Here is a 21,869-nt window from a genome sequence, read left to right on the forward strand (position 1 = left end):
AACTTATTTGGGTAGGAGTGGGGCAGCAGACCGCGCTGCGATTGGGGGTTTTTATCAGGTCTTGTGCCAGTTTATGCGCCAGTTTATGCGCCAGTTTATGCGCCAGTTTTTTGCTTTTCGCTTTGCCCAAACGGCTCTCCGGTTTGTGCTGATCAGCCTGCTAGCTTGTGGGCTGGCGATCGCCGGGGAGCTTTCAAGCGGCACTCTGCCCGCCCTGGGGCAACTGCCGTCCTTGCCAACGGGCGATGCATCCTTTAGCCCGCCGTCCGAAGTGAGCCGCCACGGAGAATACGAAACTGCGTCTATTCGCTCTCCGCTGGACAATAAGATGCTCTTTGAGGTCACGTCGCCCACGATCTTTAATCGGGCGGAGGTGCCGGAAAATCGACTGCCTGTGGAAGTGCGAGCGCAGGAGGTGAATGCGCGACTGTGGCGCGTGCTGAATCGAGCGATCAATGCCAAAGACACGCCCCAAGTGACGATTGCCATTCTCAATAATCGTCCTGTTTTGCAAATCAGCGACGACCAAACCACACGCCCCATTCGCTTAGTCACCGTCACGGAACCTGACTCTGATTGGAATGGCAAACCCCTGGATGAGCTGGCAGAAGAATGGCGGGACATTCTGCAAGACGAGATGGTTCGCTTTAAGCAACTCACCTCAAAAGACATTATTTGGCAGCGCCTTCGGCAGGCATTTCGGCTTTTGGTGGGGCTGCTTTTGGCAAGTGGCATCATCTGGTTTTTGCAGCGACTTTTGACTCGCCGCCAGCGGACGTTAGAAGCCCGCTATGAGGAACAGCTTGCGGCGATCGCCAACGCAGAAAAACCTCATCAGCGTAACGAATCAACAGTCACAAATGCCTCATCCGAATTGCTAGACGGAGAAGAATCAGAAGCGCGAGAAATCGCAGAAATGCGATCGCATTTTTTAGAAACTTTGCAGGCTCAGTTCAGCGTCAAACGGCAACTCGATGTTGACAAGTTCCTGAAGTGGGCACTGTTTTGGATTTTCGTTTTGATATGGTATGTCGGCATTGCCAGAATTATGTCAACCGTGCCGCTTTTGATGCGATGGAGCGTTTACGTTTGGGCAACTCCTCTCGCTCTGCTGGCGATCTGGTTTGGCATTAGTTTACTCATTCGCATTAGCCGAAGCCTAATCGATCGATTTCTATTTTCCTGGAAGATCAATGGACTTTTGCCCATTGGAGAAACACAGCGCATTGCCCTGCGAACCAAGACAATTTCTGAAGCCCTGAAGGGGCTAATTACGTTTGTTTTGATCTTAGTGGGAATCGTCTGGACGCTGGGACTGTTCAACATTCCGACGAGTTCTATTCTGGCAGGTGGCGCAGTTATTGGCCTGGCGATTTCCTTCGGCTCTCAAAGCCTGATCAAAGATTTGGTCAACGGCTGTCTTATTTTGATCGAAGATCAGTTTGCAGTTGGAGATGTGGTGCAAATTGGGGACAAGAGCGGACTGGTTGAACGACTGAATCTGCGCGTTACTCAGCTCCGCAACGGCGAAGGACAACTGATCACTATTCCAAACAGTAACATCACCAATGTTTGCAACTTGACGCGCCTCTGGTCGCGGGTCAATTTCTCGATTGTAGTTGCTTATGACAATGATCCAGTGAAGGTTCTCAATGTGCTAAAGCAGGTTTCTGAAACACTCTATCGCGAACCCAAATGGCGCGATCGCCTGATAGAATCACCAGAAGTTTTAGGCATTGATGAACTAGACCATACAGGGATGTTGGTGCGCGTGTGGATTAAGACAATTCCGCTAGAACAATGGAGCGTTGGCCGCGAATTTCGGCTGCGCGTTCGCCAAGCATTTGAAGCGAATCATATTCAAATTGGCAAGCCCCAATGGATTGCCTACAATGCCAATTTGGAGAAGCCCAGCCCTGAAGCTAGCCCTACATCATGACCTCACCTGCAACGCCAGAATTCATCCAGGCTGGGCAGGTAAAGCAAGCCGCGCTAAGCCTGGGGTTTCACAAGGTCGGCATAGCAGCGGTTCCAGACGAAGCAGAGGCGATCGCCCTCAATCGATGGCTAGCACAGGGCTATCATGCGGACATGGCGTGGATGGCGAATTCCCGGCGGCAGGACGTGCGGCAGATTATGCCAGAGGTGCAGTCCGTCATCTGCGTCGCGATCAATTACTACGTTGACCTGGAGCGATCGCCCGCTTCTGGCACTGCCAAAATCTCGCGCTACGCCTGGGGGCGAGACTATCACCGCGTCCTGCACAAAAAGCTGAAGGCGCTGTGTCGCTGGCTGGAGGCGCAGGGCGACGGCATCCAGACGCGCTTTTATGCCGACACAGGGCCGATTCAGGATAAGGTGTGGGCGGAACGGGCCGGGCTGGGCTGGATTGCCAAAAACAGCAACCTGATCACCCGCGAATATGGCTCCTGGGTGTTTTTGGGCGAAGTGCTGACGAATCTGCCGCTGGCGGCGGATACGCCCCACACCCAGCACTGCGGCACCTGCACCCGCTGCATCGAGGCGTGCCCCACAGGCGCAATTGTGGAACCCTTTGTCGTCGATGCCAACCGCTGCATCGCCTATCACACCATCGAAAATCGCGCCGAGGCGCTACCCGCCGACATCGCTGCCAAGCTGAATGGCTGGGTGGCGGGCTGCGACATTTGTCAGGACGTATGCCCCTGGAATCAGCGTTTTGCCCAACCGACAGACGTAGACGAATTTCAGCCTTATCCCTGGCATGTCAACCCGCCGCTGGCAGAGCTAGCGGAGATTTCGGATGAGGAATGGGGCGATCGCACGACGGCTTCGGCGCTGCGGCGGATCAAGCCGGAGATGATGCGGCGCAATGCGCGGGCGGCGAGTGGCGAGGGGAAGATGGAGTGAGGAAGCAAGGGGGAGAGGCGATGACAGGGGGGCGGCGTGTTGAAGTACTGGCATCCCAACGAAACAGAATACAGCTCTCATCATTTCCCCCTTGGACTGATCTCCTTATTCCATTATCTCATTCCCCTCGGTGGGCTAATAGCTATCTCCCTTGCTGACGGTCTTTTGCCCAAGCTGGTAGTTGGCTTGATGGAGTCGGTTGGCGATCGCCTGTCGCCAGACCAAATCGACATTCGGATCAGCAATCACCTCCTGAGCCAACTGGCGATAGAGAGCGCTGGTGGCCGCATTGACCTGTTCCAGCAGCCGGAGGTTGTGATATACGGTGCGAGGAGAGGGAGTGTTCATAGGGGTCGGGGGGTAAGGGGTTTTGGAAGGAAAGGGGTAGAAACGATGAGCATTTTTCATCCCTTACGGCAGATCTGTGCTGCCCATCAAGTAGCGATCGCACTCCCGCGCTGCGCCGCGCCCTTCATTGATCGCCCAGACAATCAGGCTCTGTCCCCGGCGACAGTCGCCCGCAGCAAACACGCCAGGAAGGCTGGTGGTGAACTGACCGTGGGCAGCTTTGATATTGCTGCGGGGGTCGCGCTCGATGCCCAGGGAGTCCAGCAGCGGCTGTTCTGGGCCCAAGAAGCCCATCGCCAACAGCACCAGTTGAGCGGGCAGCACTTTTTCTGTTCCAGGAACGGGTTGGGGAATGAACTGTCCCTTGTCATTCTTGGCCCATTCCACCTGCGTAATGTGAATCGCTTTCACGTTCCCATTTTCATCCCCTTCAAACTTCGTTGTGGTGGTGAGGTACGTGCGCGGATCTGCCCCAAACAGGGCTGCCGCCTCTTCTTGCCCATAGTCCATCTTGTAGACCTTGGGCCATTCTGGCCAGGGGTTGTTGGCGGCGCGTTCTAGCGGGGGTTTAGGCATGATTTCAAGCTGCACCAGGCTCTTGCAGCCGTGGCGAATCGACGTGCCCACGCAGTCGGTTCCGGTGTCCCCGCCACCGATAATCACTACATCCTTTCCGGCTGCGGAAATGTAGTCTTTTCCAGGTTGTTTATCGAGAACGGCGCGGGTATTTTCTGTGAGAAATTCCATTGCAAAGTGAATCCCGTTCAGGTTCCGCCCTTCGATCGGTAGGTCGCGCGGTTTGGTTGCGCCTGTGCAAAGAATCACGGCATCATAATCCCGCAGCAAGGCTTCGGCTGGCAGGTCTTTGCCGATTTCCGTATTGCAAATAAACTTGATGCCCTCGGCTTCTAACAAATCCAGCCGCCGCCGCACGATCTTTTCCTTATCCAGCTTCATGTTGGGGATGCCGTACATCAGCAGCCCACCGGGGCGATCGGCCCGCTCAAACACCGTAACCCAGTGGCCAGCGCGGTTAAGCTGGTCGGCGGCGGCTAGTCCAGCCGGGCCGGACCCGACGATCGCCACTTTTTTGCCCGTGCGGTGGGCAGGTGGCTTGGGCGTAATCCAGCCTTCTTCCCAGCCCTTTTCGATGATGGAATATTCGATGTTTTTGATGGTGACGGGCGGATTGTTGATGCCCAGCACGCAGGAGCCTTCGCAGGGAGCCGGACAGACGCGCCCGGTGAATTCGGGAAAGTTGTTGGTCTTGTGGAGGCGATCGAGCGCTTCGCGCCACAGCCCGCGATACACCAAGTCATTCCATTCGGGAATCAGGTTGTTGATGGGGCAACCGCTGGCCATGCCGCTGATCAGCATTCCCGTGTGGCAGAAGGGAATGCCACAGTCCATGCAGCGGGCCCCTTGGGTGCGGAGCCGATCCTCCGGCATGGGGTTATGAAACTCGTTCCAGTCGCGAATGCGATCGCCCGGTTCGCGTTCGGTGGGCGCTTCGCGGAGAAATTCGATAAAGCCGGTTGGTTTTCCCATGGTGGTGTTTTGACGAATTAGATCTCTAAAGGGATGAGTTAGGCTAGATTCAGTGCGGAAACGAAATCATGCAAGTTCCAGATAATCCAAGCAATAGCGATATTCGAGATGTCCTGATTCAGTTTCGAGACGAATTCATTCTGTTTCGAGATGACGTAAATCAGAAGTTTGAGCAGCTTGACGATCGGTTTGAGCAACTAGAGCAACAAGTCGAAGGGCTTGGAGGCAAGGTTGATCGGTTGGAGAATCAAGTTGAAAAGCTAGACTACAAGTTCGATACCTATCAGAAAGGGACGGATGGCATGGTTCGTATGGCAACGACCATCATCATTGCAACTGCTTCCGTTGTCGTGCTGGCGAATTTAAGTCCGGCCGTCAATGCTCTGATTACTGCCTTTTTCAAGACCTCCAGCGGCACTTAAGCGTTACAGAGCAGGCGCAGACCCACTCTTTAACAAAACCTCAACACCTCAACTGCCGCCCACGCGGGCCACATCGCGGGCGTTTTGCTCGAAGGCGGCGGCTAGGGCATCGTCGCCACTGAGGCCAGAAGACATCGCAGCGGCGATCGCCTCCAATACGCGCTTGTAGTCCTTCGGCATCACCTTGACGAACTTCGGCACGGTATTCTCCCAGTCAGCAAGGACTCGCTGAGCCACCGCGCTCTGGGTATAGTCAGCGTGCTGCTGAATCAACTGGCGCAGGTCGCTGATTTCTTCAGCGTCCTCTAGGCTTTCCAGCCCCACCATCGCCGTGTTGCAGCGGGTCGCAAAATCGCCTGCCTCGTCCAGTACGTAGGCCACGCCGCCGCTCATGCCCGCAGCAAAGTTGCGCCCGGTGCTGCCCAGCACGACCACCTTGCCGCCCGTCATGTATTCGCAGCCGTGGTCGCCCACACCCTCCACCACCGCCGTCACGCCGGAGTTGCGGACAGCAAAGCGTTCGCCCGCGATGCCCCGCGCATACAGTTCGCCAGCGGTCGCACCATAGAGCGCCACATTCCCGACAATGATGTTTTCTTCCGCCACAAACGTCGAACCAGCAGGTGGATAGACAATAATCTTGCCGCCGCTGAGGCCCTTACCCAGGTAATCATTCGCGTCGCCCTCCAGTTCTAGCGTTACGCCGCGCGGCACAAATGCACCGAGGCTCTGGCCCGCGCTGCCCTGGAAATGCAGATGCACGGTGTCGTCCGGCAACCCTTCCCAATGGCGCTTGGTGATTTCGTTGCCGAGGATCGTGCCGACAACGCGATTCACGTTTTTGATCGGCAGCGTAGCGCGGACGGGTTCGCCCCGCTCGATGGCAGGTTTACAACGATCTAACAACACTGTCATGTCAAGGGATTTTTCTAGCCCATGATCCTGCGGCATCTGGCAATAGCGGCCGACTTCGGGCCCGACTTCGGGCTGATAGAGAATCTTGGAGAAGTCCAGCCCCTTAGCTTTCCAGTGGTCAATAGCGCGTTTTGGCTCCAGCACATCTGTCCGTCCGACCATTTCGTTCAGCGTGCGGAAGCCCAGTTCCGCCATGATTTCCCGCACTTCCTGGGCGATGAAGGTCATGAAGTTGACCGTGTGCTGCGGGTCGCCCGTGAACTTTTCACGCAACTGCGGGTCTTGGGTGGCGATGCCGACGGGGCAGGTGTTGAGGTGGCAGGCCCGCATCATGATGCAGCCCAGCGTCACCAGGGGCGCGGTGGCAAAGCCGAATTCTTCGGCACCCAGCAGAGCGGCGATCGCCACGTCGCGTCCCGTCTTCATCTGCCCGTCGGTTTCCACCACAATGCGCGATCGCAGATTGTTCAGCACCAGGGTTTGGTGGGTTTCCGCCAGTCCCAGTTCCCAGGGCAAGCCTGCGTGCTTGATGGAGGTCTGGGGCGATGCGCCCGTGCCGCCATCGAAGCCAGAAATCAGCACCACGTCGGCGTGGGCTTTTGAAACCCCAGCGGCAATCGTGCCCACGCCCACTTCGGAAACGAGCTTGACACTGATGCGGGCCTCGCGGTTGGCATTTTTTAGGTCGTGAATCAGTTCTGCCAGGTCTTCGATGGAGTAAATATCGTGGTGCGGCGGCGGCGAAATTAGCCCCACGCCAGGGGTTGAGTGGCGCACCTTGGCAATCCAGGGATAGACCTTCTTGCCCGGAAGCTGGCCGCCTTCGCCAGGTTTTGCACCCTGGGCCATTTTGATCTGGATTTCCTTTGCCTGGGACAGGTAGAGACTGGTCACGCCAAAGCGACCAGAGGCGACTTGCTTAATCGCGCTGTTTTTGGAATCGCCGCGCTCATTCGTCCAGGTGTAGCGGTCGGGGTCTTCGCCGCCCTCGCCTGTGTTGGACTTGCCGCCAATGCGATTCATGGCGATCGCCAGTGTTTCGTGCGCCTCTTTGGAAATCGAGCCGTAGCTCATTGCGCCGGTTTTGAAGCGCTTCAAAATCGCCTCCACCGGCTCCACTTCCTCAATCGGCACGGGCTGCCGTGGCTTGAATTGCAGCAATCCGCGCAGCGTGAAGTATTGTTGATTTTGCTCATTCACGAGGGCGGAATATTGCTTGAACAACTCGTAGTTGCCCTCGCGCACGGCCCGTTGCAGCGTGTGGATCGTCAGCGGGCTAAATAGATGCGCTTCGCCATCCTTCCGCCATTGATACTCGCCGCCCACATCGAGCGTTTCGTTATCCGTCGTGCGTTCCGCGAAGGCGTGATGATGCCGCAAAATCGCTTCCTGGGCAATGACCTCTAAGCCTACACCTTCGATACGCGAGGCCGTCCAGCTAAAGTAGCGATCCACGACGGCCCGATTTAGCCCAATTGCCTCAAAAATCTGCGCCCCACGATAGCTCTGGATGGTGGAAATGCCAATCTTTGAGGCGACTTTGATCACGCCCTTGGTGGCAGACTTGACATAATTTTTGCAGGCCGTGGCGTAGTCCACATCCACCAGCAGCCCGTCGTCGATCATGCCCTGGAGGGTCGCAAACGCCAGATAGGGATTAATCGCGCCGCAGCCATAGCCGATCAGCGTGGCGAAATGATGCACCTCGCGCGGTTCGCCCGACTCCAGCACGATGCCGCAGCGGGTACGATTGCCCTGGCGAATCAGGTGATGGTGCAGTCCCGCCACTGCCAGCAGCGCTGGAATCGGAGCCTGCGTCTCGCTCACCGAGCGATCGCTCAGGATTAAAATACTGGCTCCAGCGGCGATCGCCCCATCCGCCGCCGCAAACAGTGCGTCCAATGCCTGCTCCAGTCCGGCCGCGCCCGCCTGCGGGTCAAACACGATCGGCAGCGTTGCCGAGCGGAACGGCCCGTCTGGTTGCGCCTTCAGCTTCGCCAGTTCTGCATTCGTCAGAATCGGCGTTTTCAGCTTGATCATCTGGCAGCTTTCGGCCACGGGTTCCAGCAGGTTGCGCTCGGAACCGATGGTGGTTTCCGCCGAGGTGATGATTTCTTCCCGAATCGAGTCAATCGGCGGATTCGTCACCTGGGCAAAGAGTTGCTTGAAGTAGGTGTAGAGCAACTTGGGGCGATCGCTCAGCACCGATAGCGGCGTATCCGTGCCCATTGCGCCCACCGCCTCCACGCCGTCCCGCGCCATCGGCAGCAGCAGCATCCGCAGGTCCTCGAAGGTGTAGCCGAAGGTGGTTTGAAGAGAGATGAGGGGATGAGGGGATGAGGAGGTAAGCGGATGAAGAGATCGGTCTGGATTCTCCTCATCTCCCCCTCTCCTCATCTCCTCATCAAAGCGTTGCGCCGTCACCGGCTCCCCGGCTGGCAAGTCGGCGAGATCCACCAGATACCGATCCAGCCACTCGCGGTAGGGCTGCTGGGTGACGATTTGCTGCTTTAGCTCGTCGTCGGCAATGATGCGTCCCTGGTTCATGTCTACCAGGAACATGCGGCCGGGCTGGAGGCGACCCTTATGGGCGACGCGCTCTGGCTCGATGGGCAGCACGCCTGCCTCGGAGGCCATAATCACTAGGTCGTCATGCGTGACATAGTAGCGGGAGGGACGCAGCCCATTGCGATCCAGCACTGCGCCCATCATCGTGCCGTCGGTAAAGGCAATAGAGGCGGGACCATCCCAGGGTTCCATCAGGCAGGCGTGGTATTCGTAAAACGCCTTTTTGTCCTGGCTCATGGACTCGTGAGCCGTCCAGGGTTCTGGAATCATCATCATGACGGCGTGGGGGAGCGATCGCCCGGCCAAGGTCAGCAGTTCCAGCGTGTTGTCAAAGATTCCAGAGTCGCTACCGTTGACGTTGATCAGGTTGGGGACTTTTTTCAGGTCATCCCCAAACAGATCGGACTCAAACAAGGCTTGACGGGCGTGCATCCAGTTGATGTTGCCCCGCAGGGTATTGATTTCGCCGTTGTGCGCGATGTAGCGATAGGGGTGCGCTCGCTCCCAGCTTGGGAACGTGTTGGTACTAAAGCGTGAATGCACCAGACCCAGCGCACTCTCCATGTCCGGATCATGCAAGTCGGGATAGTATTTGCCCACCTGCTCCGGCATCAGCATCCCTTTATAGACCAGCGTGCGGCACGACAAACTAGCCTGATACCAGAACGGATCGATACCAGCCGTGCGAATAGCTTTGTGAACGCGCTTGCGAATGACGAAGAGCTTGCGCTCGAACGCCAGATCATCTGCCAAATCGGGCGATCGCTGAATAAACACCTGCCGCATAAACGGCTCGCTGGCCTTGGCCGTGTTGCCCAGGGATGAATTATCCGTTGGCACGTCGCGCCAGCCCAGCAGCGTTTGCCCTTCTTCGGCAATGATCTGAGCGGCGATCGCCTCTCCCTGCCGCCGCTGCTCCGGATCGGGCGAGGTGTAGGTCATCCCCACGCCATACTGCCCCGGTGCAGGCAGCGCAATGCCTTCGACTGCTGCTACTTTCTCCAAAAACTTGTGGGGAATTTGCATTAAAATTCCTGCCCCGTCGCCCGTATTGCTCTCGCAGCCACACGCGCCCCGGTGATCCAGATTGATTAAAATCGTCAGCGCTTGCTCAATGATGTCATGGGATTTTTGCCCCTTCATCTGCACCACAAAGCCCACACCGCAGGCATCATGCTCAAACTGCGGATCATAGAGTCCCTGGCAATCGGGCAGGTGATTCAAAACATGGGGCGGCTCAGCGGATAAAGCGTGCTGGTTCATGGCGACGACCTGAAGGCGAAACGTGAAGTTTTATCTAGAAGCGGGCGTTGACCATAACCTCTAGATGCAACTGGCATTTTCTAACAGGCTTTTGGGTGAAGGTGCAGGTCTTAAGGATGTTGTCAGATCTGGCGTAGAAATGTCATCGTTTGGTGTGTTTTGCAACAAAGCTGGGACACAAAACCGTTGCAGAAGTTATTAAAAATTCACTCGATTTGAGCAGGCGTTATTCTCTAGGAAAGCTCTGAGAGCTAAGTACGTCTCACTTTATGTGCCTCGCTCTTTTCTGGTCTGTCAAAAGCTTTAAGCCAGGGTAGCCCTAAAAATATCCCTAAAAATATAAGGATGGGCCGCGCACCGTGCGGCCCATCCTTATGCCAAGAATCATTACTTTTCGGGCACTGCCTAACCCAGAAAAGGGTGGAGGCCAAGAAATGCTGCGTCAAACAGGTTAGGGCTTTAACAAGGAGGCTTTGGAGGGATCTGACTGCGTCAGTCCTGAGAGATCGGGAAGGATCAACCTACTTAGATTCAGCCCATCAAGATCACGTTATCAATGACGTGAATCACGCCATTGTCCGCTTCCACGTCGGGCATCACCACCGTCGCGTTTTTCACCTCAAAGGCATCGGACAGATCAAGCGGAATTACTGAGCCTTCGACAGAAGTCAGGCTTTTCAGTCCCTTGAGATCTGCCTGGGTGTACTTTCCGGACACGACATGGTACTTCAAGATGCGCCCAAGCTGCGGTGGATTTTGCACAAGGGTTTGAATGGTGCCGGGTGGCAATTTGGCAAAGGCATCGTCCGTCGGCGCGAACACGGTGAACGGCCCGCCGCTCTGCAAAACCTCTACCAGACCCGCCGCTTGAACTGCTGCGACGAGCGTTGAAAAGCCCTCAGTCTGCACTGCAATGTCGACAATCGTAGGCATAGTTAAGTGAATACGGAGTGGATTGATCGATAAATAGATCAACGAATTGATTTGAGCAAAAATAGGATCAGAGTACTGAAGCCTTAGAGCCTGCTCCCACCCTAACTCCCCATAACAAGAAGGTTACTGAGCCGCTCAGGAACTCTCCCTTTGTGTAGGGGAGTTGGGATATACAGGAGCGAGGATGCTCTATCGATAGTCCGGACTCTGAATGTTCCGCAGACGTGCTTCTGGGCGCAAGAAGCGATCCATCTGGGCTTCAAAGAACTTGCGATTAGCCATGCGGTGCTTGGGATTTGGATCATCTAGCGGATACAGCAGCGCCGTCCGCAAAGCCTGAATTACTGCTGATGTGACGTTGTACATCGAGCGCTGGAAGGTAATCCCTAGCTGAATTAGCATGTCGTCTTTGCCCCGGCAGTGCTGTTGATAATACTCCACCAAGTAAGGCGGCAGAAAGTGCAGCATGTCCTGCATGAGCAGGGTCGGCGGAATACCTGCGGTGCCGACGGGAAACACATCGGCGTAGAGAATGCCGTAGTGAAAGTCTTTCTGGTCGTCGGGCACCTGATGGGCCTGGGCATTGTAGGACTTGGTGCCCCGGAAGGGAGAGGTGCGGTAGAACACGGCTTCTACGTAGGGTAGCGCCGCCTCGTAGAGCCAGGTAAACCCCTTGGACTTGGGAATGATTTCGTAACATTCGCCATCGATGTAGGCGTGATGGTAGATGGGGCGGCCGGCGATCGCAAAAATGCCGTTTACCAAAAAGTTCATTGCGTCGGGTACGCCTTTAAACCCGCCCTCATCGTAGATGTCCGACATCTCGAAAAACACCGGAGCCATCACTTCCCAAAACAGCCCCAGATTGGAGTAGTAAGACAGTTCCCGCACCTTTTCCAGGAACATATCGGGGAAGAGCTGATACAGCCCCAGCATCACCGGATTTTTCTTGAAATAGGCGCGGATGGCGCGATCGGCATTTTGCTTATATTCGTCGGAGTCGAGATAGGCATCAAACTGGTTCACCGGAGCGTACATGTGCCGATGCCACAGCATGGCCCGCATACATTCTTCGGCAAATTCCATATTCACCCGGTCGTGCCAGAGGTGGTGCAAGAGTTTGGGCAGCTTTTTCTTGAGTTCACCCTTTTCCATAAATTCCAGCAGTTCCGGGTGGGCAGACGCTCGACCACGCCAAATTCGCAGGTCGGCCGTGTCTCCGGCGTAGTGGTTGGGGCGATCCAGATATTCCTGGGAAATGAAGTACTTGAAAAAGGGAAACGGGTCAAGAAACACCTGCTCGGCGATATAGAGCAAGTCGCGCCAGTAGAAATCCATCGGCACAGCATAGGCCTTGTAGATGCCGATGATCTGCATTAGGTTTTCAGGGGTGTCGGGCAGCATGGAGCCGCCAGCTTCTAGCCGATGGATGATGTCGGCGTAGGGGTGGCGAGAAGGAGGAATGAGGGTAGGGGGTGCTTCGAGGGTCGTGACCATAGGGGTTACCAGAGGAGGAATGAGTCAGGACAAAAAGGAAGGAAATGATCCTAAAGTCAGCCGCAGTTTTGAGGAGGGAGGGGACGGGGGAACGATCGACTCCGCTGCTCTACCGCCACCCTCCAGCTTGTCTTCACTTAATCCTTGGGCTAGACATTGCTGGGCTGGACATGAGAAATGAGCTGACTGATTGGGGCGTGGGGGCGATTCCCGCAGGGATCGCTTCGCGAATCGCCAGACGAGCTTCAGCAGGCATAGTCACAACGGCAATTAGCGTATTGCTCGTAGCTTCGACCCAGCGGACAAGCCAGCTTGGCTGAATACCCAGCAGGAAGATAATCCAGGCTAAAACTAGGGCCGGCGTGCGTTCTGCCCATTGGACTTGGGGGAAGTAGGCGATCGCATTGTCGAGTCTGCCAAAGCAGGTGCGGTTCAACAGGATGACAAAATAAACGGCTGTCATGCCTGTTCCTGCAACGGCCATTAGGGTTTGCACTGGGAAGACGGCATAGCTGCCCTGGAAAATCAAAAACTCGGCGACGAAGCCAAATAGACCGGGGATACCTGCACTAGCCATGCCGCCCAGAATTAGCAGAGCGCTAATGGATGGCAAGCCGCGAATTGGGTTCAGCAAGCCATTGAGCACATCGAGGTCGCGGGTGCCGACTTTGGTTTCAATCACGCCCACCAAGTGAAACAGCAACGCTAGAATCACGCCGTGGGCAAACATTTGGGAAATTGCGCCCACCATGCTGAGGCTGGTGAGGGCTGCGCCCGCCAGCAGCAAGTAGCCCATGTGCCCGACAGAACTGTAGGCGACCATACGCTTGATGTCCTTTTGGGCGATCGCCGTGGTTGCGCCATAGAGGATGCTGATCGAGCCCCAAGTCGCCAGCCAGGGAGCCAGCAGCGTCCAGGCATCGGGAAACAGGGCCAGACAAAAGCGGAAGAGACCGTAGGCTCCTAGCTTGGCCAGCACACCGCCTAGCAGGATTGCAACAGGAGCCGATGCAGAAACATAGGTATCGGGCAGCCAAGTGTGGAAGGGCACCAGCGGCACCTTAATCCCAAAACCAATCAGCAGCGTCACCAATAGCGCAACTTGCAGACCCAGCGGCAGCGTTTGCCCCATCAAGGTGTTGTAGTCAAACGACTTGGCTCCTGTAAACCAGACCAGCCCCAGGAATCCTGCCAAAATCAGCGCTCCCGAAAGAGCGGTATAGATTAAAAACTTGACCGCTGCATAGCCCCGCTTTTCGCCCCCCCAGATAGAAATCAGCAGATAAAAGGGCACCAGTTCCAGCTCATACAGCAGGAAGAACAGCATCAAGTTTTGCGCGACAAACGCGCCCGCCACGCCGCCGCTGACCAGCAGCACAAGGGAATAAAACAGGCGCGGCCGCTCGGTCGTTTCGGCACTGCTGAAGATAGCGATCCAAGTCAGCAGACTGTTCAGCACGAGCAGCACTAGCGATAGCCCATCTATGCCGAGTCGATAGTCTAACCCCAGCGGCTCAATCCAGGGCAGATACTCTTGCATCTGTAGACCTGGGTTGGTGAGGTCAAACTGGCTCGCAAGAAACAGGGTGTAGAGCAGAATGCCAGCGGAACCCCAGAGGGCGATCGCCCTCACCCTTGTACCGGGAATGGAGGGCGGCAGCAGCGCCAGCACGAAGGCAATTACAACTGGTAACCAAATGAGGACGCTAAGCATAGGTTTAGTCAGGGGTCAGGACGTAAGGGAGCAGGAATCAGGGAGGGCTGATGGTCTTAACTCTCTTTTACGAGATTGAACCCTGAGAAATCAGGGGGCAAACCAGCGAGAGTGATCTGCAACCACCACAAGCGAAGAAACTAGCCGAGGGTAACCAATTTCAGGTTAGACAAAATTGACCAAGCGCTCAGTAGAATTAGCACCGTCACACCTACCGCAATGGTGAGCGCGTAGGACTGAGTTTTTCCAGTGTTGCCGTATTTCAGCGTCTCGCCGCCAAAGATAGAGACAATGCCGACCAAGTTAACCAAGCCATCGACAATGTAGCGATCGCCCCAGTCCACCAAGCGCGACAAAATATCCACGCTACCAACCACGCTAGAACGATAGAGTTTGGGGGTGTAAAAGTCGTAAGCCAGGAGGTCTTGCAGCGGCTTCCAGGGTAGGCGCACCGGCTTTTCAACGGGACCAAGGTAAACCACAGCGGCAATTACAATCCCTGCCAAGCTCGACCAAGTGAGCAACAGCGCCACGGTTTTGTCGATTTGCGCCCAGCTTGGCAGCAGGTTCAGGCTTTGTAGCACCAGCGGCAGATGCACGGTGAGAGAAGCCATGATGACCATTGGCAGAGTTACGGGCCAGAGATTTTCGGGCGATCGCTGCGCCATCTGCTTCGGCTGATTGCCAAAAATTAGGCAGAACCCGCGTACCAAGCTAAACGCTACCAAGTCGTTCACAACGAGCAGCAGCACCGCCACCGTAGGATAATCATCCCGCAGTCCATCCACCAGCTTGAGCAGCGCCCAAAACCCGCCCAGCGGCGGAACCGCGACCATTCCCAAAGCACCGACGGCGTAGGCCAATCCGGATATCGGGCGACGGCTCCATAGACCCCCAAGCTGCGTCACGTCCTGGGTAATGCTGTTCAACACGATCGAACCACAGCTCATGATCACGGACGAAACAGCGATCGCATAGGTCAGCAGTAGCAGCAGTGCCGCCTGGGTTTGCCCTGCACCCACCGCCATAAACACAATGCCCATGTAAGCGCTAGCCAGATAAGAAAGCACCCGCTTTACGTCAATCTGAGCGATAGAAATTAGAGATGCACCCAGGGCAGTGACGGCTCCAATAGCAATCACAGCAGTCGTGACAGTGGGCGATAGAGCCAGGACGGGCTGCAACTTAATCAACACCCAGGCTCCCGTCGCAACAACCACCGAATTTCGCAGCACTGTGCTGGGGAAGGGCCCTTCCATCGCCTCGTCCAGCCACAGGTGCAGGGGAAACTGGGCGCATTTGCCCATTGGCCCTGCCACCAGCGCCAGCCCAACTAGCGTCATCAGCTTGGGATTCACTTCGGCCGTCTGGGCCCAGGCTGCCAGCCCGTCAAAGTCCCAAGTGCCCGCCAGTGGATAAATCGCCAGCACGCCCATCAGCAAAAATAGGTCACCAATCCGCTTGGTCAGGAAAGCATCCCGCGCCCCCGTCACCACCAGCGATTGATTAAACCAGAAGCCAATCAGCAGGTAGGTTCCCAGCGTTAGGATCTCTAGAATCATGTAGGAGAAAAACAGCGAGTCGCACAGCGCCAAGCCGCACATGCCGCCTTCAAACAGAGCCAGGAGCGCATAAAACCGCGCCCAGCCCCAATCCATCTCTAGGTAGCCGACGGCGTAGAGTTGGGCCAGGAAGTTAATTCCAGTAATCAGCAGAATTGCGCGCCTACCCGTCAGGGCGGAGACTTCCAGCGGCAGGGTCAGATTTAGCCCTGCAACGGACAACCAGGGGAATTGAAACTCGACGGCGGGTTTCTGCCAGATTGCTGGAAAGACTAGGAGTGCGTGTAAAAAGGCGATCGCCGTCATTAACAAATTCACATATCCCGCCGGACGCGGGCCGGTCAGGCGAGTAATTGAGGGAAACCAGAGCATAGACAGCGCCATGCCCATCAGCGGGTAGCAAGGAATGAGCCAGACGCTTTGAATAAGGAATTCAGCCATATTCAGAGATTGGGGGTGAGGGATCGGGTCTGAAAGCGAAGTAGCTCAACGCCTCAACCATCCAGACCTACTTCAAATCAGCTCTGTGATGCAGAACTGTACATCAGCGTCAGAGTGTAGGAGGTCGCGGTTGGAAGCTTGAGCGCGAAGACCTAAGTCTATGACGACCTAGATAGATATTGAAAAAAATCTATATCAGATGTTCTCTAGATTAGCTTAAAACCTAGAGCAAATCGAAACTGGATAGATTTTCTTCGATATGGATCGCTTAATGCATCGAAGAAAGTCTGCTTATATCGCTTCTCCGTTTATTGTCCTACGATTCATTACACAAAAAGCGGATGCCAGGAGAAGAGGCTCTAGGCATCCGCTTGGTTTTTGGAAAAACCCTCGCGCACCGGGCAAGGGGTCAATGAGGCTAAGGGATAGCCTAGGCTGAGACTACGGCTCGATCTTAACCGACAAAATCTTGTCACCGGGGCAAATCGCGTTCACCACGTCCATATCTTCCGTCTTGCCAAACACCGTGTGCTTGCCGTCTAGGTGGGGCTGGGGCGAATGGCAGATAAAGAACTGGCTGCCGCCTGTGTCTTTTCCAGCATGGGCCATCGACAGGGAGCCGGCCTGGTGCTTGTGGGGGTTGCCAGCGCGGTTTCGCACTTAATGGTGTAGCCGGGGACCGCCCGCGGCCGTCGCCGTTGGGGCAGCCACCTTGAATCACAAAGTCGGGGATGACGCGATGAAAGTTCAGCCCGTCATAAAAGCCTTTGTTCGACAAATCCACAAAGTTTTTTACGGTGTTGGGCGCGTCCTGGTCAAACAGTTCCAGGGTAATCGTGCCCTTCTCGGTTTCCATAATGGCGCGGGTCATGGGGTCTCCTGAGATTGCAAACGAGCATCTAATGAAAAATGCCTGGGAATGCATATTCGGATGAAGAATATGCCGTCTTAGTGTATCAACTAGGGCGATCGCTCAGATCAACGCCCAGAAATCGATCGAAAAAGCGCGATCGCCAGATAAAGCGCAGCAGCAGGCACCATTCCACCGCCACTAGCCCGATGTAGAGATAGCCGGGAAGGCTCAGCGGCGACAGTTCAAAGAATTCTCGCAGCGGCGGCAGGGCGACAATTAGCAGGTAAATCCCCAGCAGGGCGATCGCCATCAGGGTATATCGCCAGTCGCCGCTGTAGGGTTCGCCGCCGACCCAGGCGCGGGTGGGGGGTTTGAGAAACGGCAATAGGCACAGTTGCCCCAGGATTAGAATCGTCACCAGGGCACTGCGGGGCAGGGGAATAATCGACCTGGCGGAGTTCCCTGAAACGGCGGCAAATCCAGCACAGCGCTGACCAGGAAAAACAGGTACACCAGCAGCGACACCAGCGTCAGGCTGAGGGTGGCAGGCACAACAAAATGCAGCATCGAGCGCACCAGTCCGCCGCGTGGCGTGGGCGCAGGCTTGGCCCAGACAGGGATAAAGATTGTCGGCAGCCCCACGCCGATCAGCGTTACCACTGCGCTTTGCTTGTTTTCGAGGGGGAAACTGTCGGTGACGATGGCCGTAGCAAAGATCAGCAGCGTAACGCAAAACACGCGCACCAGGAATAGCTTCATCACGTCCTGGATGCCGCTGCGAATCCGCTGTCCCTCCAGAAACGCATGGGGCAGTGCGGCAAAAGAGTCCCGCAGCAGCACGATGTCGGCGACCCCGCGCGTGGCCTTGCTGCCGCTTTCCATAGCGATCGCCAGATGGGCCTGCTTCAGCGCCAGCACGTCGTTTACGCCATCGCCGATCATCGCAACGTAGCGACCCGACCTTCTCAGCGCCCTCACCAGAGCGGCCTTTTGGTCGGGCGTGATGCGTCCAAAAATGGTGTGCGTCTGAGCAGCCTGGTCAAACTGGGCAGCATCGAGGCCGGCCAATTCTGTGCCGGAAATGAGCGAGATTTGGTCGCTCAGTCCTGCCTGCTTAGCCAAGGCGGCGACGGTCTGGGGGTTGTCGCCAGAGATAATTTTCACCTCGATCCCCGCCTGCCGGAAGCCCTTGAGCGTTTCGTAGGCCTCTGGTCGCAACTGGTCGCTAAAGCAGAGTAATCCCAGCGGCGTGAGGTCGGGCGGCATCTGGGGGACGGCGGCGGTTTCCTTGAGCGCTGCCCAGTTGGCACTCCAGGCCAGCAGCACCACCCGCAGTCCTTCTTCTGTCATGCGCCGTATCCGGCTGACCCAGTTGGCGGGCAGGGGCGCGACTTTCAGGAGAATTTCGGGCGCACCCAGCACGTAGGTTCCGGGACGCGGGCCGTCGTCAAAGGCGATCGCACTCCATTTTCGCGCCGAGGAAAAGGGCACTTCGGCAATGGGCGATCGCACGGAACCAGGACAAACAGCGGCGATCGCCTCGCTGGTGCGGTTCGTAGCGCTGAGGTTGGCGGCAAAGTCGCCCAAGTGCGATCGCAGTTCTTCCTCTGGAATATCAATGGGATAGATCGCTTCCAGCGTCAAGTGATTGGTCGTCAGCGTCCCTGTTTTGTCCAGACACAGCACCTCCACATGGCTCAGCGACTCCACTGCATTCGCCTGCTGAATCAACACCTGCTGACCCAGCATCCGCACTGCTCCCAGCCCGTAGGCCAGCGTGATGGCCAGCAGCAGCCCTGCGGGAACTAGCCCTGCCACCACGGCCGCCCGCTGCGCCACGTCGTTGAGCGAATAAGACTGGCTGAGAAAGCTAATGCTGATCAAAATCCACAAAAAGCAGGCAATCAGCACGAACACGCGAATCACGACATTAATTTCACGCTGGAGCGGGGTCAGGATATTGCGAAACGCCCGCGCCCCCGCCATTAGCTGATAGGCAAAGGTGTCCTTGCCAACTTTCTGCGCCTCGTAGCAGGCTGTCCCGCTGACGCAAAAGCTGCCGGAATAGACCCGTTCGCCCGCAGTTTTAGGAACGAGTTCTGATTCACCCGTCAGCAGCGACTCGTCTAGCTCTGCACGGCCGTCGCCCAAAATCACCCCATCCACCACCACCTGATCGCCCCGGCCGCAGCAACAGCACGTCTCCCCAGCACGATTTCACTGGGGTCAATTTCGCGCTCCTGTCCGGCGCGGATCACGGTCGCTTTGGGGTCGGCTGAGGAGGGCGATCTGATCCAGCTTCCGTTTCGCCCAAATTTCCTGGTAGATGTTGATCAACACGCCGCCGAAGATAACGACTACGACCCAGAAATCCGTCACCTGGCCGCCGCAGCAAAAACATCACCAGGCTGAGCAAAAAGAAAACACTGTTGATAAACGTAAACAGATTTTCGCGAAGAATCTGCCCGTAGGAGCGGGTGGATTGGAGGGTGACGTTATTGCCTTGTCCTGCTGCGCGTCGTGCGATCGCCTCGTCCTCGGGTTAGCCCATGCAGCGCAAATGCTTGAGGAACACCCCGCTTCACTCATATGTGTGCATCAAGTCCGTATGACGGCTAGTGTAGCAAGTTAGGGGTTGGGGGGTTATGGATGACGCATTGGCATCGGCTGAGGTTGTGGAGGAAGAGGCTGAGTCTGGGACGGGCGATCGCTCGATGCGAATCTGGTGCAATCGGGGGGCCGGCCGCCGAGGTTACCGTCAGGTGCAAATCGCCGTAGCGGAGGCTGTCGCCCTGCACGGGGATTTTTTGCAATTGGTGAATCAAAAAGCCACCTAGCGTTTGGTAGTCGTCTAGAATCGGCAGATCGAGGTCGAGTGCTTCGTTCACCTCTTCGAGGGTCATCTGCGCCTGCACCAGCGTCGTTCGTTCATCCAACTGCTGGATCATCGGCTCCTCTTCGGGAGTGTCTGGCTCGTCAGGATAGCCAATAATCTCTGAGGCCAGATCCTTCAGCGTCACCAGTCCAGCTGTGCCGCCAAACTCATCGACGACCATGACCAGGGCCTGGCGCGATCGCTGCATCAGTTGCAATAGCTCACTGAGTTCCAGGTTTTCGGGTACAAACTGGGCCGGGCGCACCCACGGCGTAATCGGGCTTTCGAGCGTGATTTGTCCCTGCACCAGCGGAGCCGCCAACTCTTTGAAATAGATAATGCCCAGGATGTCATCCAGCGAGTCGCCAATCACGGGATAGCGAGAGTGCCCCGTTTCCGCCACGGCATTCAGCAAGTCTTGAAAAGAGGCATCCTGGGGCAGCGCCGTGATGCTGATGCGGGGCACCATGACCGCCTGCACAGACACTTCGGCAAACTCCAGCGCGTTGCTGAGGAGTTCCGCTCTTCTTCTCCAGTCCGCTGTTTCGCTGAGGTTTGGATGATGAGCTGCAATTCTTCGGGCGTGACGCGATTGTACCAGCCCTGGTTGCTGTCGCGGATGCCAATCAGCCGCAGCAGCCAGTGGGTAGACTGGTTCAGCACCCAGATAAAGGGGTTAAAAAAAGCGGGGCGATCGCCAGACTCGGCGGGCCCCAGAAAATCGAGACAGTTGCTCTGGATAGAGCAGCGCCAGTGCCTTAGGACAGAGTTCCCCCAGCACAATTTGCAAATAGGCAATCAGCAAAAAGGATGCCAGAATGCCCACAGAGTGAGAAATCGCCAGTTGCCCCGTCGCGCCCAGCGGCAAGCGGCTGAGTCCGGCTTGCAGCAGCACGGCTACCGTTTTTTCCCCAATCCAACCCAGCGCCAAACTGGATAAGGTAATGCCCAACTGGGCAGTAGACAGCAGCTTTTCTAGACTGCGCTGCAAATCCTGCACGGTTCTAGCCTGCACATCACCCGCCATGACCAACTGGCTGATGCGCGACTGCCGCACGGACACGATGGAAAATTCTGCTGCCACAAAAAATGCATTGATGGCAATCAGCGACAGAACCGCCAGAAGTCTTAACATCACGCCAGAGGTCGTGAGGGGCTGGGCAGCGCTGAGCGCAACAACCAAAGCAGCAAGGGGAATCATCCGCGACTATCAGGAAAACAGGGACAAGACCAAAGACTCATCCAAGCCACCACCCGGCTCGATTGACAGGGTTGATCGTGTCCTCCTTGGCTCCAGCGTTGCTGACTCGTCCCAGTCCTTCTGTGCTGGAGCGAGCAGGCTGACTGTTGTTGATTCGATTTTTTACATCCTCGATGATTTTAGATTCGGGAATGATGATGATCTCGTCGCGGCTGCCCTGTTCTCCGGCGGCTTCGCTGCCCAGCGAGGTCGGCCGCACATCGGGCTGGGTCACGCCGCGCAGCGCCTCACGCCCCAGCGCATAGCCCCAAATGCCGCTTGCCACCCCCGCTGCGGCCATGAGCGCCAGCAAGATTAACGTAAGTGCGACGGTAGAATTAAGTTTCATAGAGGCTTTTAATTCTGTAGTAAAAGCTTTAAGGAATTGCGGAACTGACGCGATGCGAGGCAAGTGGGGGCCAACTAGCTTTGAGATACGAGCTTGAGACGTGAGCTTGAGAGGAGATTCTATTAAGAAAGCAAGCGCTTCCAAAAATACAGGCACTTCAGAACGCACGCTTTCAGAATCAAGAATATCAACAGCCTGGAAAATCGGCACTGGAAAATTCAAGCATGTGTTGACTTGAAATCCCCCACTCCGACATTACAATGGACTAGCAAAGGCATGGTACTCCGTGCGGGCGATTTGCCTAACCAGGGTTGGCCGAGCGGATTAGGCAGCGAACTCATAATTCGCCTCAGGCAGGTTCGACCCCTGCACCCTGGATTTTCTGGGTTTTCAAGATCATCCTAACCTACAACATGACCCTCCAAAGTTCTAGTCCACACCCTCCTGTTGCT

Annotated in this window: 16 protein-coding genes, 1 tRNA gene and 1 pseudogene; 5 read left to right on the forward strand and 13 right to left on the reverse strand. The window is 56.2% G+C overall.

What is annotated here, in order from left to right; all coding sequences use genetic code 11:
* Positions 1–73 precede the first annotated feature (73 nt).
* Positions 74–1,939: a mechanosensitive ion channel family protein gene (locus tag O77CONTIG1_RS21765; protein ID WP_225894641.1), complete on the forward strand. Its 1,866-nt coding sequence runs from the start codon at positions 74–76 to the stop codon at positions 1,937–1,939.
* Positions 1,936–2,889, forward strand: a complete 954-nt coding sequence (gene queG / locus O77CONTIG1_RS21770) for a tRNA epoxyqueuosine(34) reductase QueG (RefSeq protein ID WP_068515101.1) — start codon at positions 1,936–1,938, stop codon at positions 2,887–2,889. Before O77CONTIG1_RS21765 ends, queG begins: the two co-directional genes overlap by 4 nt.
* Positions 2,890–3,024: 135 nt before the next feature.
* Here the strand turns inward: queG and O77CONTIG1_RS21775 are convergent, their stop codons facing one another.
* Positions 3,025–3,237 (reverse strand): hypothetical protein, encoded by a 213-nt coding sequence (locus O77CONTIG1_RS21775; protein ID WP_068515104.1) that lies wholly within the window; start codon positions 3,235–3,237, stop codon positions 3,025–3,027.
* Positions 3,238–3,300: 63 nt separating this feature from the next.
* The gene (locus O77CONTIG1_RS21780; protein ID WP_068515107.1) at positions 3,301–4,785 is read right to left on the reverse strand and encodes a glutamate synthase subunit beta; all 1,485 of its coding nucleotides are present in this window, start codon (positions 4,783–4,785) and stop codon (positions 3,301–3,303) included.
* Positions 4,786–4,853: 68 nt separating this feature from the next.
* Between O77CONTIG1_RS21780 and O77CONTIG1_RS21785 the strand changes: the two genes are divergently transcribed.
* Entirely contained in the window at positions 4,854–5,207 is a 354-nt protein-coding gene (locus tag O77CONTIG1_RS21785) for a hypothetical protein (RefSeq protein ID WP_068515110.1), read from the forward strand.
* Between the two features lie 48 nt (positions 5,208–5,255).
* Here the strand turns inward: O77CONTIG1_RS21785 and gltB are convergent, their stop codons facing one another.
* The 8 genes and pseudogenes from gltB to O77CONTIG1_RS21820 form a co-directional block, all read right to left on the reverse strand.
* A complete protein-coding gene (gltB, locus tag O77CONTIG1_RS21790; RefSeq protein ID WP_068515113.1) occupies positions 5,256–9,953 on the reverse strand; it encodes a glutamate synthase large subunit in 4,698 nt (1,565 codons plus the stop codon).
* A 531-nt stretch (positions 9,954–10,484) separates the two neighbouring features.
* Positions 10,485–10,886, reverse strand: a complete 402-nt coding sequence (locus tag O77CONTIG1_RS21795; RefSeq protein WP_068515115.1) for a fasciclin domain-containing protein — start codon at positions 10,884–10,886, stop codon at positions 10,485–10,487.
* 189 nt (positions 10,887–11,075) lie between these two features.
* Positions 11,076–12,383 carry a CO2 hydration protein gene (locus O77CONTIG1_RS21800; protein ID WP_068515117.1) on the reverse strand — a complete coding sequence of 436 codons (1,308 nt, stop codon included), beginning with the start codon at positions 12,381–12,383 and terminating at the stop codon, positions 11,076–11,078.
* A 133-nt stretch (positions 12,384–12,516) separates the two neighbouring features.
* On the reverse strand, positions 12,517–14,097 hold the full coding sequence (locus O77CONTIG1_RS21805) for an NADH-quinone oxidoreductase subunit M (protein ID WP_068515123.1): 1,581 nt from the start codon (positions 14,095–14,097) through the stop codon (positions 12,517–12,519).
* A 140-nt stretch (positions 14,098–14,237) separates the two neighbouring features.
* Entirely contained in the window at positions 14,238–16,100 is a 1,863-nt protein-coding gene (locus O77CONTIG1_RS21810) for an NAD(P)H-quinone oxidoreductase subunit F (RefSeq protein ID WP_068515124.1), read from the reverse strand.
* Positions 16,101–16,541: 441 nt separating this feature from the next.
* Positions 16,542–16,971: pseudogene (locus tag O77CONTIG1_RS28485) on the reverse strand (peptidylprolyl isomerase).
* A gap of 85 nt (positions 16,972–17,056) precedes the next feature.
* Positions 17,057–17,371, reverse strand: a complete 315-nt coding sequence (locus tag O77CONTIG1_RS26450) for a hypothetical protein (RefSeq protein WP_225894642.1) — start codon at positions 17,369–17,371, stop codon at positions 17,057–17,059.
* Entirely contained in the window at positions 17,368–19,125 is a 1,758-nt protein-coding gene (locus tag O77CONTIG1_RS21820) for an HAD-IC family P-type ATPase (RefSeq protein WP_225894643.1), read from the reverse strand. The genes O77CONTIG1_RS26450 and O77CONTIG1_RS21820 overlap by 4 nt, the downstream gene beginning before the upstream one ends.
* A 93-nt stretch (positions 19,126–19,218) precedes the next feature.
* Between O77CONTIG1_RS21820 and O77CONTIG1_RS26455 the strand changes: the two genes are divergently transcribed.
* Positions 19,219–19,365, forward strand: a complete 147-nt coding sequence (locus tag O77CONTIG1_RS26455) for a hypothetical protein (RefSeq protein WP_225894644.1) — start codon at positions 19,219–19,221, stop codon at positions 19,363–19,365.
* A 203-nt stretch (positions 19,366–19,568) separates the two neighbouring features.
* On the opposite strand, the gene O77CONTIG1_RS27345 is transcribed toward O77CONTIG1_RS26455, so the two are convergent.
* From O77CONTIG1_RS27345 to O77CONTIG1_RS21830, 3 genes are all read right to left on the reverse strand, one after another.
* The gene (locus O77CONTIG1_RS27345) at positions 19,569–20,315 is read right to left on the reverse strand and encodes a hemolysin family protein (RefSeq protein ID WP_286132460.1); all 747 of its coding nucleotides are present in this window, start codon (positions 20,313–20,315) and stop codon (positions 19,569–19,571) included.
* 189 nt (positions 20,316–20,504) lie between these two features.
* Complete coding sequence (locus O77CONTIG1_RS27350) at positions 20,505–21,029, reverse strand: CNNM domain-containing protein (protein ID WP_286132461.1); 525 nt, start codon at positions 21,027–21,029, stop codon at positions 20,505–20,507.
* Positions 21,030–21,066: 37 nt separating this feature from the next.
* The gene (locus tag O77CONTIG1_RS21830; protein ID WP_156435581.1) at positions 21,067–21,417 is read right to left on the reverse strand and encodes a hypothetical protein; all 351 of its coding nucleotides are present in this window, start codon (positions 21,415–21,417) and stop codon (positions 21,067–21,069) included.
* A gap of 305 nt (positions 21,418–21,722) precedes the next feature.
* Between O77CONTIG1_RS21830 and O77CONTIG1_RS25030 the strand changes: the two genes are divergently transcribed.
* A tRNA-Ile gene (locus O77CONTIG1_RS25030) sits at positions 21,723–21,795 on the forward strand.
* Positions 21,796–21,869: the final 74 nt, after the last annotated feature.

The organism is Leptolyngbya sp. O-77, from assembly GCF_001548395.1.
Classification (GTDB): Bacteria; Cyanobacteriota; Cyanobacteriia; order Elainellales; family Elainellaceae; genus Thermoleptolyngbya.

What these genes read in the sequence shown, in the direction of transcription:
- O77CONTIG1_RS21805 (WP_068515123.1), bottom strand. Translation starts at nt 14,097, where the DNA reads ATGCTTAGCGTCCTCATTTGGTTACCAGTTGTAATTGCCTTCGTGCTG.
- O77CONTIG1_RS21830 (WP_156435581.1), bottom strand. Translation starts at nt 21,417, where the DNA reads ATGAAACTTAATTCTACCGTCGCACTTACGTTAATCTTGCTGGCGCTC.
- O77CONTIG1_RS21785 (WP_068515110.1), top strand. Translation starts at nt 4,854, where the DNA reads ATGCAAGTTCCAGATAATCCAAGCAATAGCGATATTCGAGATGTCCTG.
- O77CONTIG1_RS21775 (WP_068515104.1), bottom strand. Translation starts at nt 3,237, where the DNA reads ATGAACACTCCCTCTCCTCGCACCGTATATCACAACCTCCGGCTGCTG.
- O77CONTIG1_RS21800 (WP_068515117.1), bottom strand. Translation starts at nt 12,383, where the DNA reads ATGGTCACGACCCTCGAAGCACCCCCTACCCTCATTCCTCCTTCTCGC.
- O77CONTIG1_RS21810 (WP_068515124.1), bottom strand. Translation starts at nt 16,100, where the DNA reads ATGGCTGAATTCCTTATTCAAAGCGTCTGGCTCATTCCTTGCTACCCG.
- O77CONTIG1_RS27350 (WP_286132461.1), bottom strand. Translation starts at nt 21,029, where the DNA reads ATGATTCCCCTTGCTGCTTTGGTTGTTGCGCTCAGCGCTGCCCAGCCC.
- O77CONTIG1_RS21765 (WP_225894641.1), top strand. Translation starts at nt 74, where the DNA reads ATGCGCCAGTTTATGCGCCAGTTTATGCGCCAGTTTTTTGCTTTTCGC.
- O77CONTIG1_RS21780 (WP_068515107.1), bottom strand. Translation starts at nt 4,785, where the DNA reads ATGGGAAAACCAACCGGCTTTATCGAATTTCTCCGCGAAGCGCCCACC.
- gltB (WP_068515113.1), bottom strand. Translation starts at nt 9,953, where the DNA reads ATGAACCAGCACGCTTTATCCGCTGAGCCGCCCCATGTTTTGAATCAC.
- queG (WP_068515101.1), top strand. Translation starts at nt 1,936, where the DNA reads ATGACCTCACCTGCAACGCCAGAATTCATCCAGGCTGGGCAGGTAAAG.
- O77CONTIG1_RS21795 (WP_068515115.1), bottom strand. Translation starts at nt 10,886, where the DNA reads ATGCCTACGATTGTCGACATTGCAGTGCAGACTGAGGGCTTTTCAACG.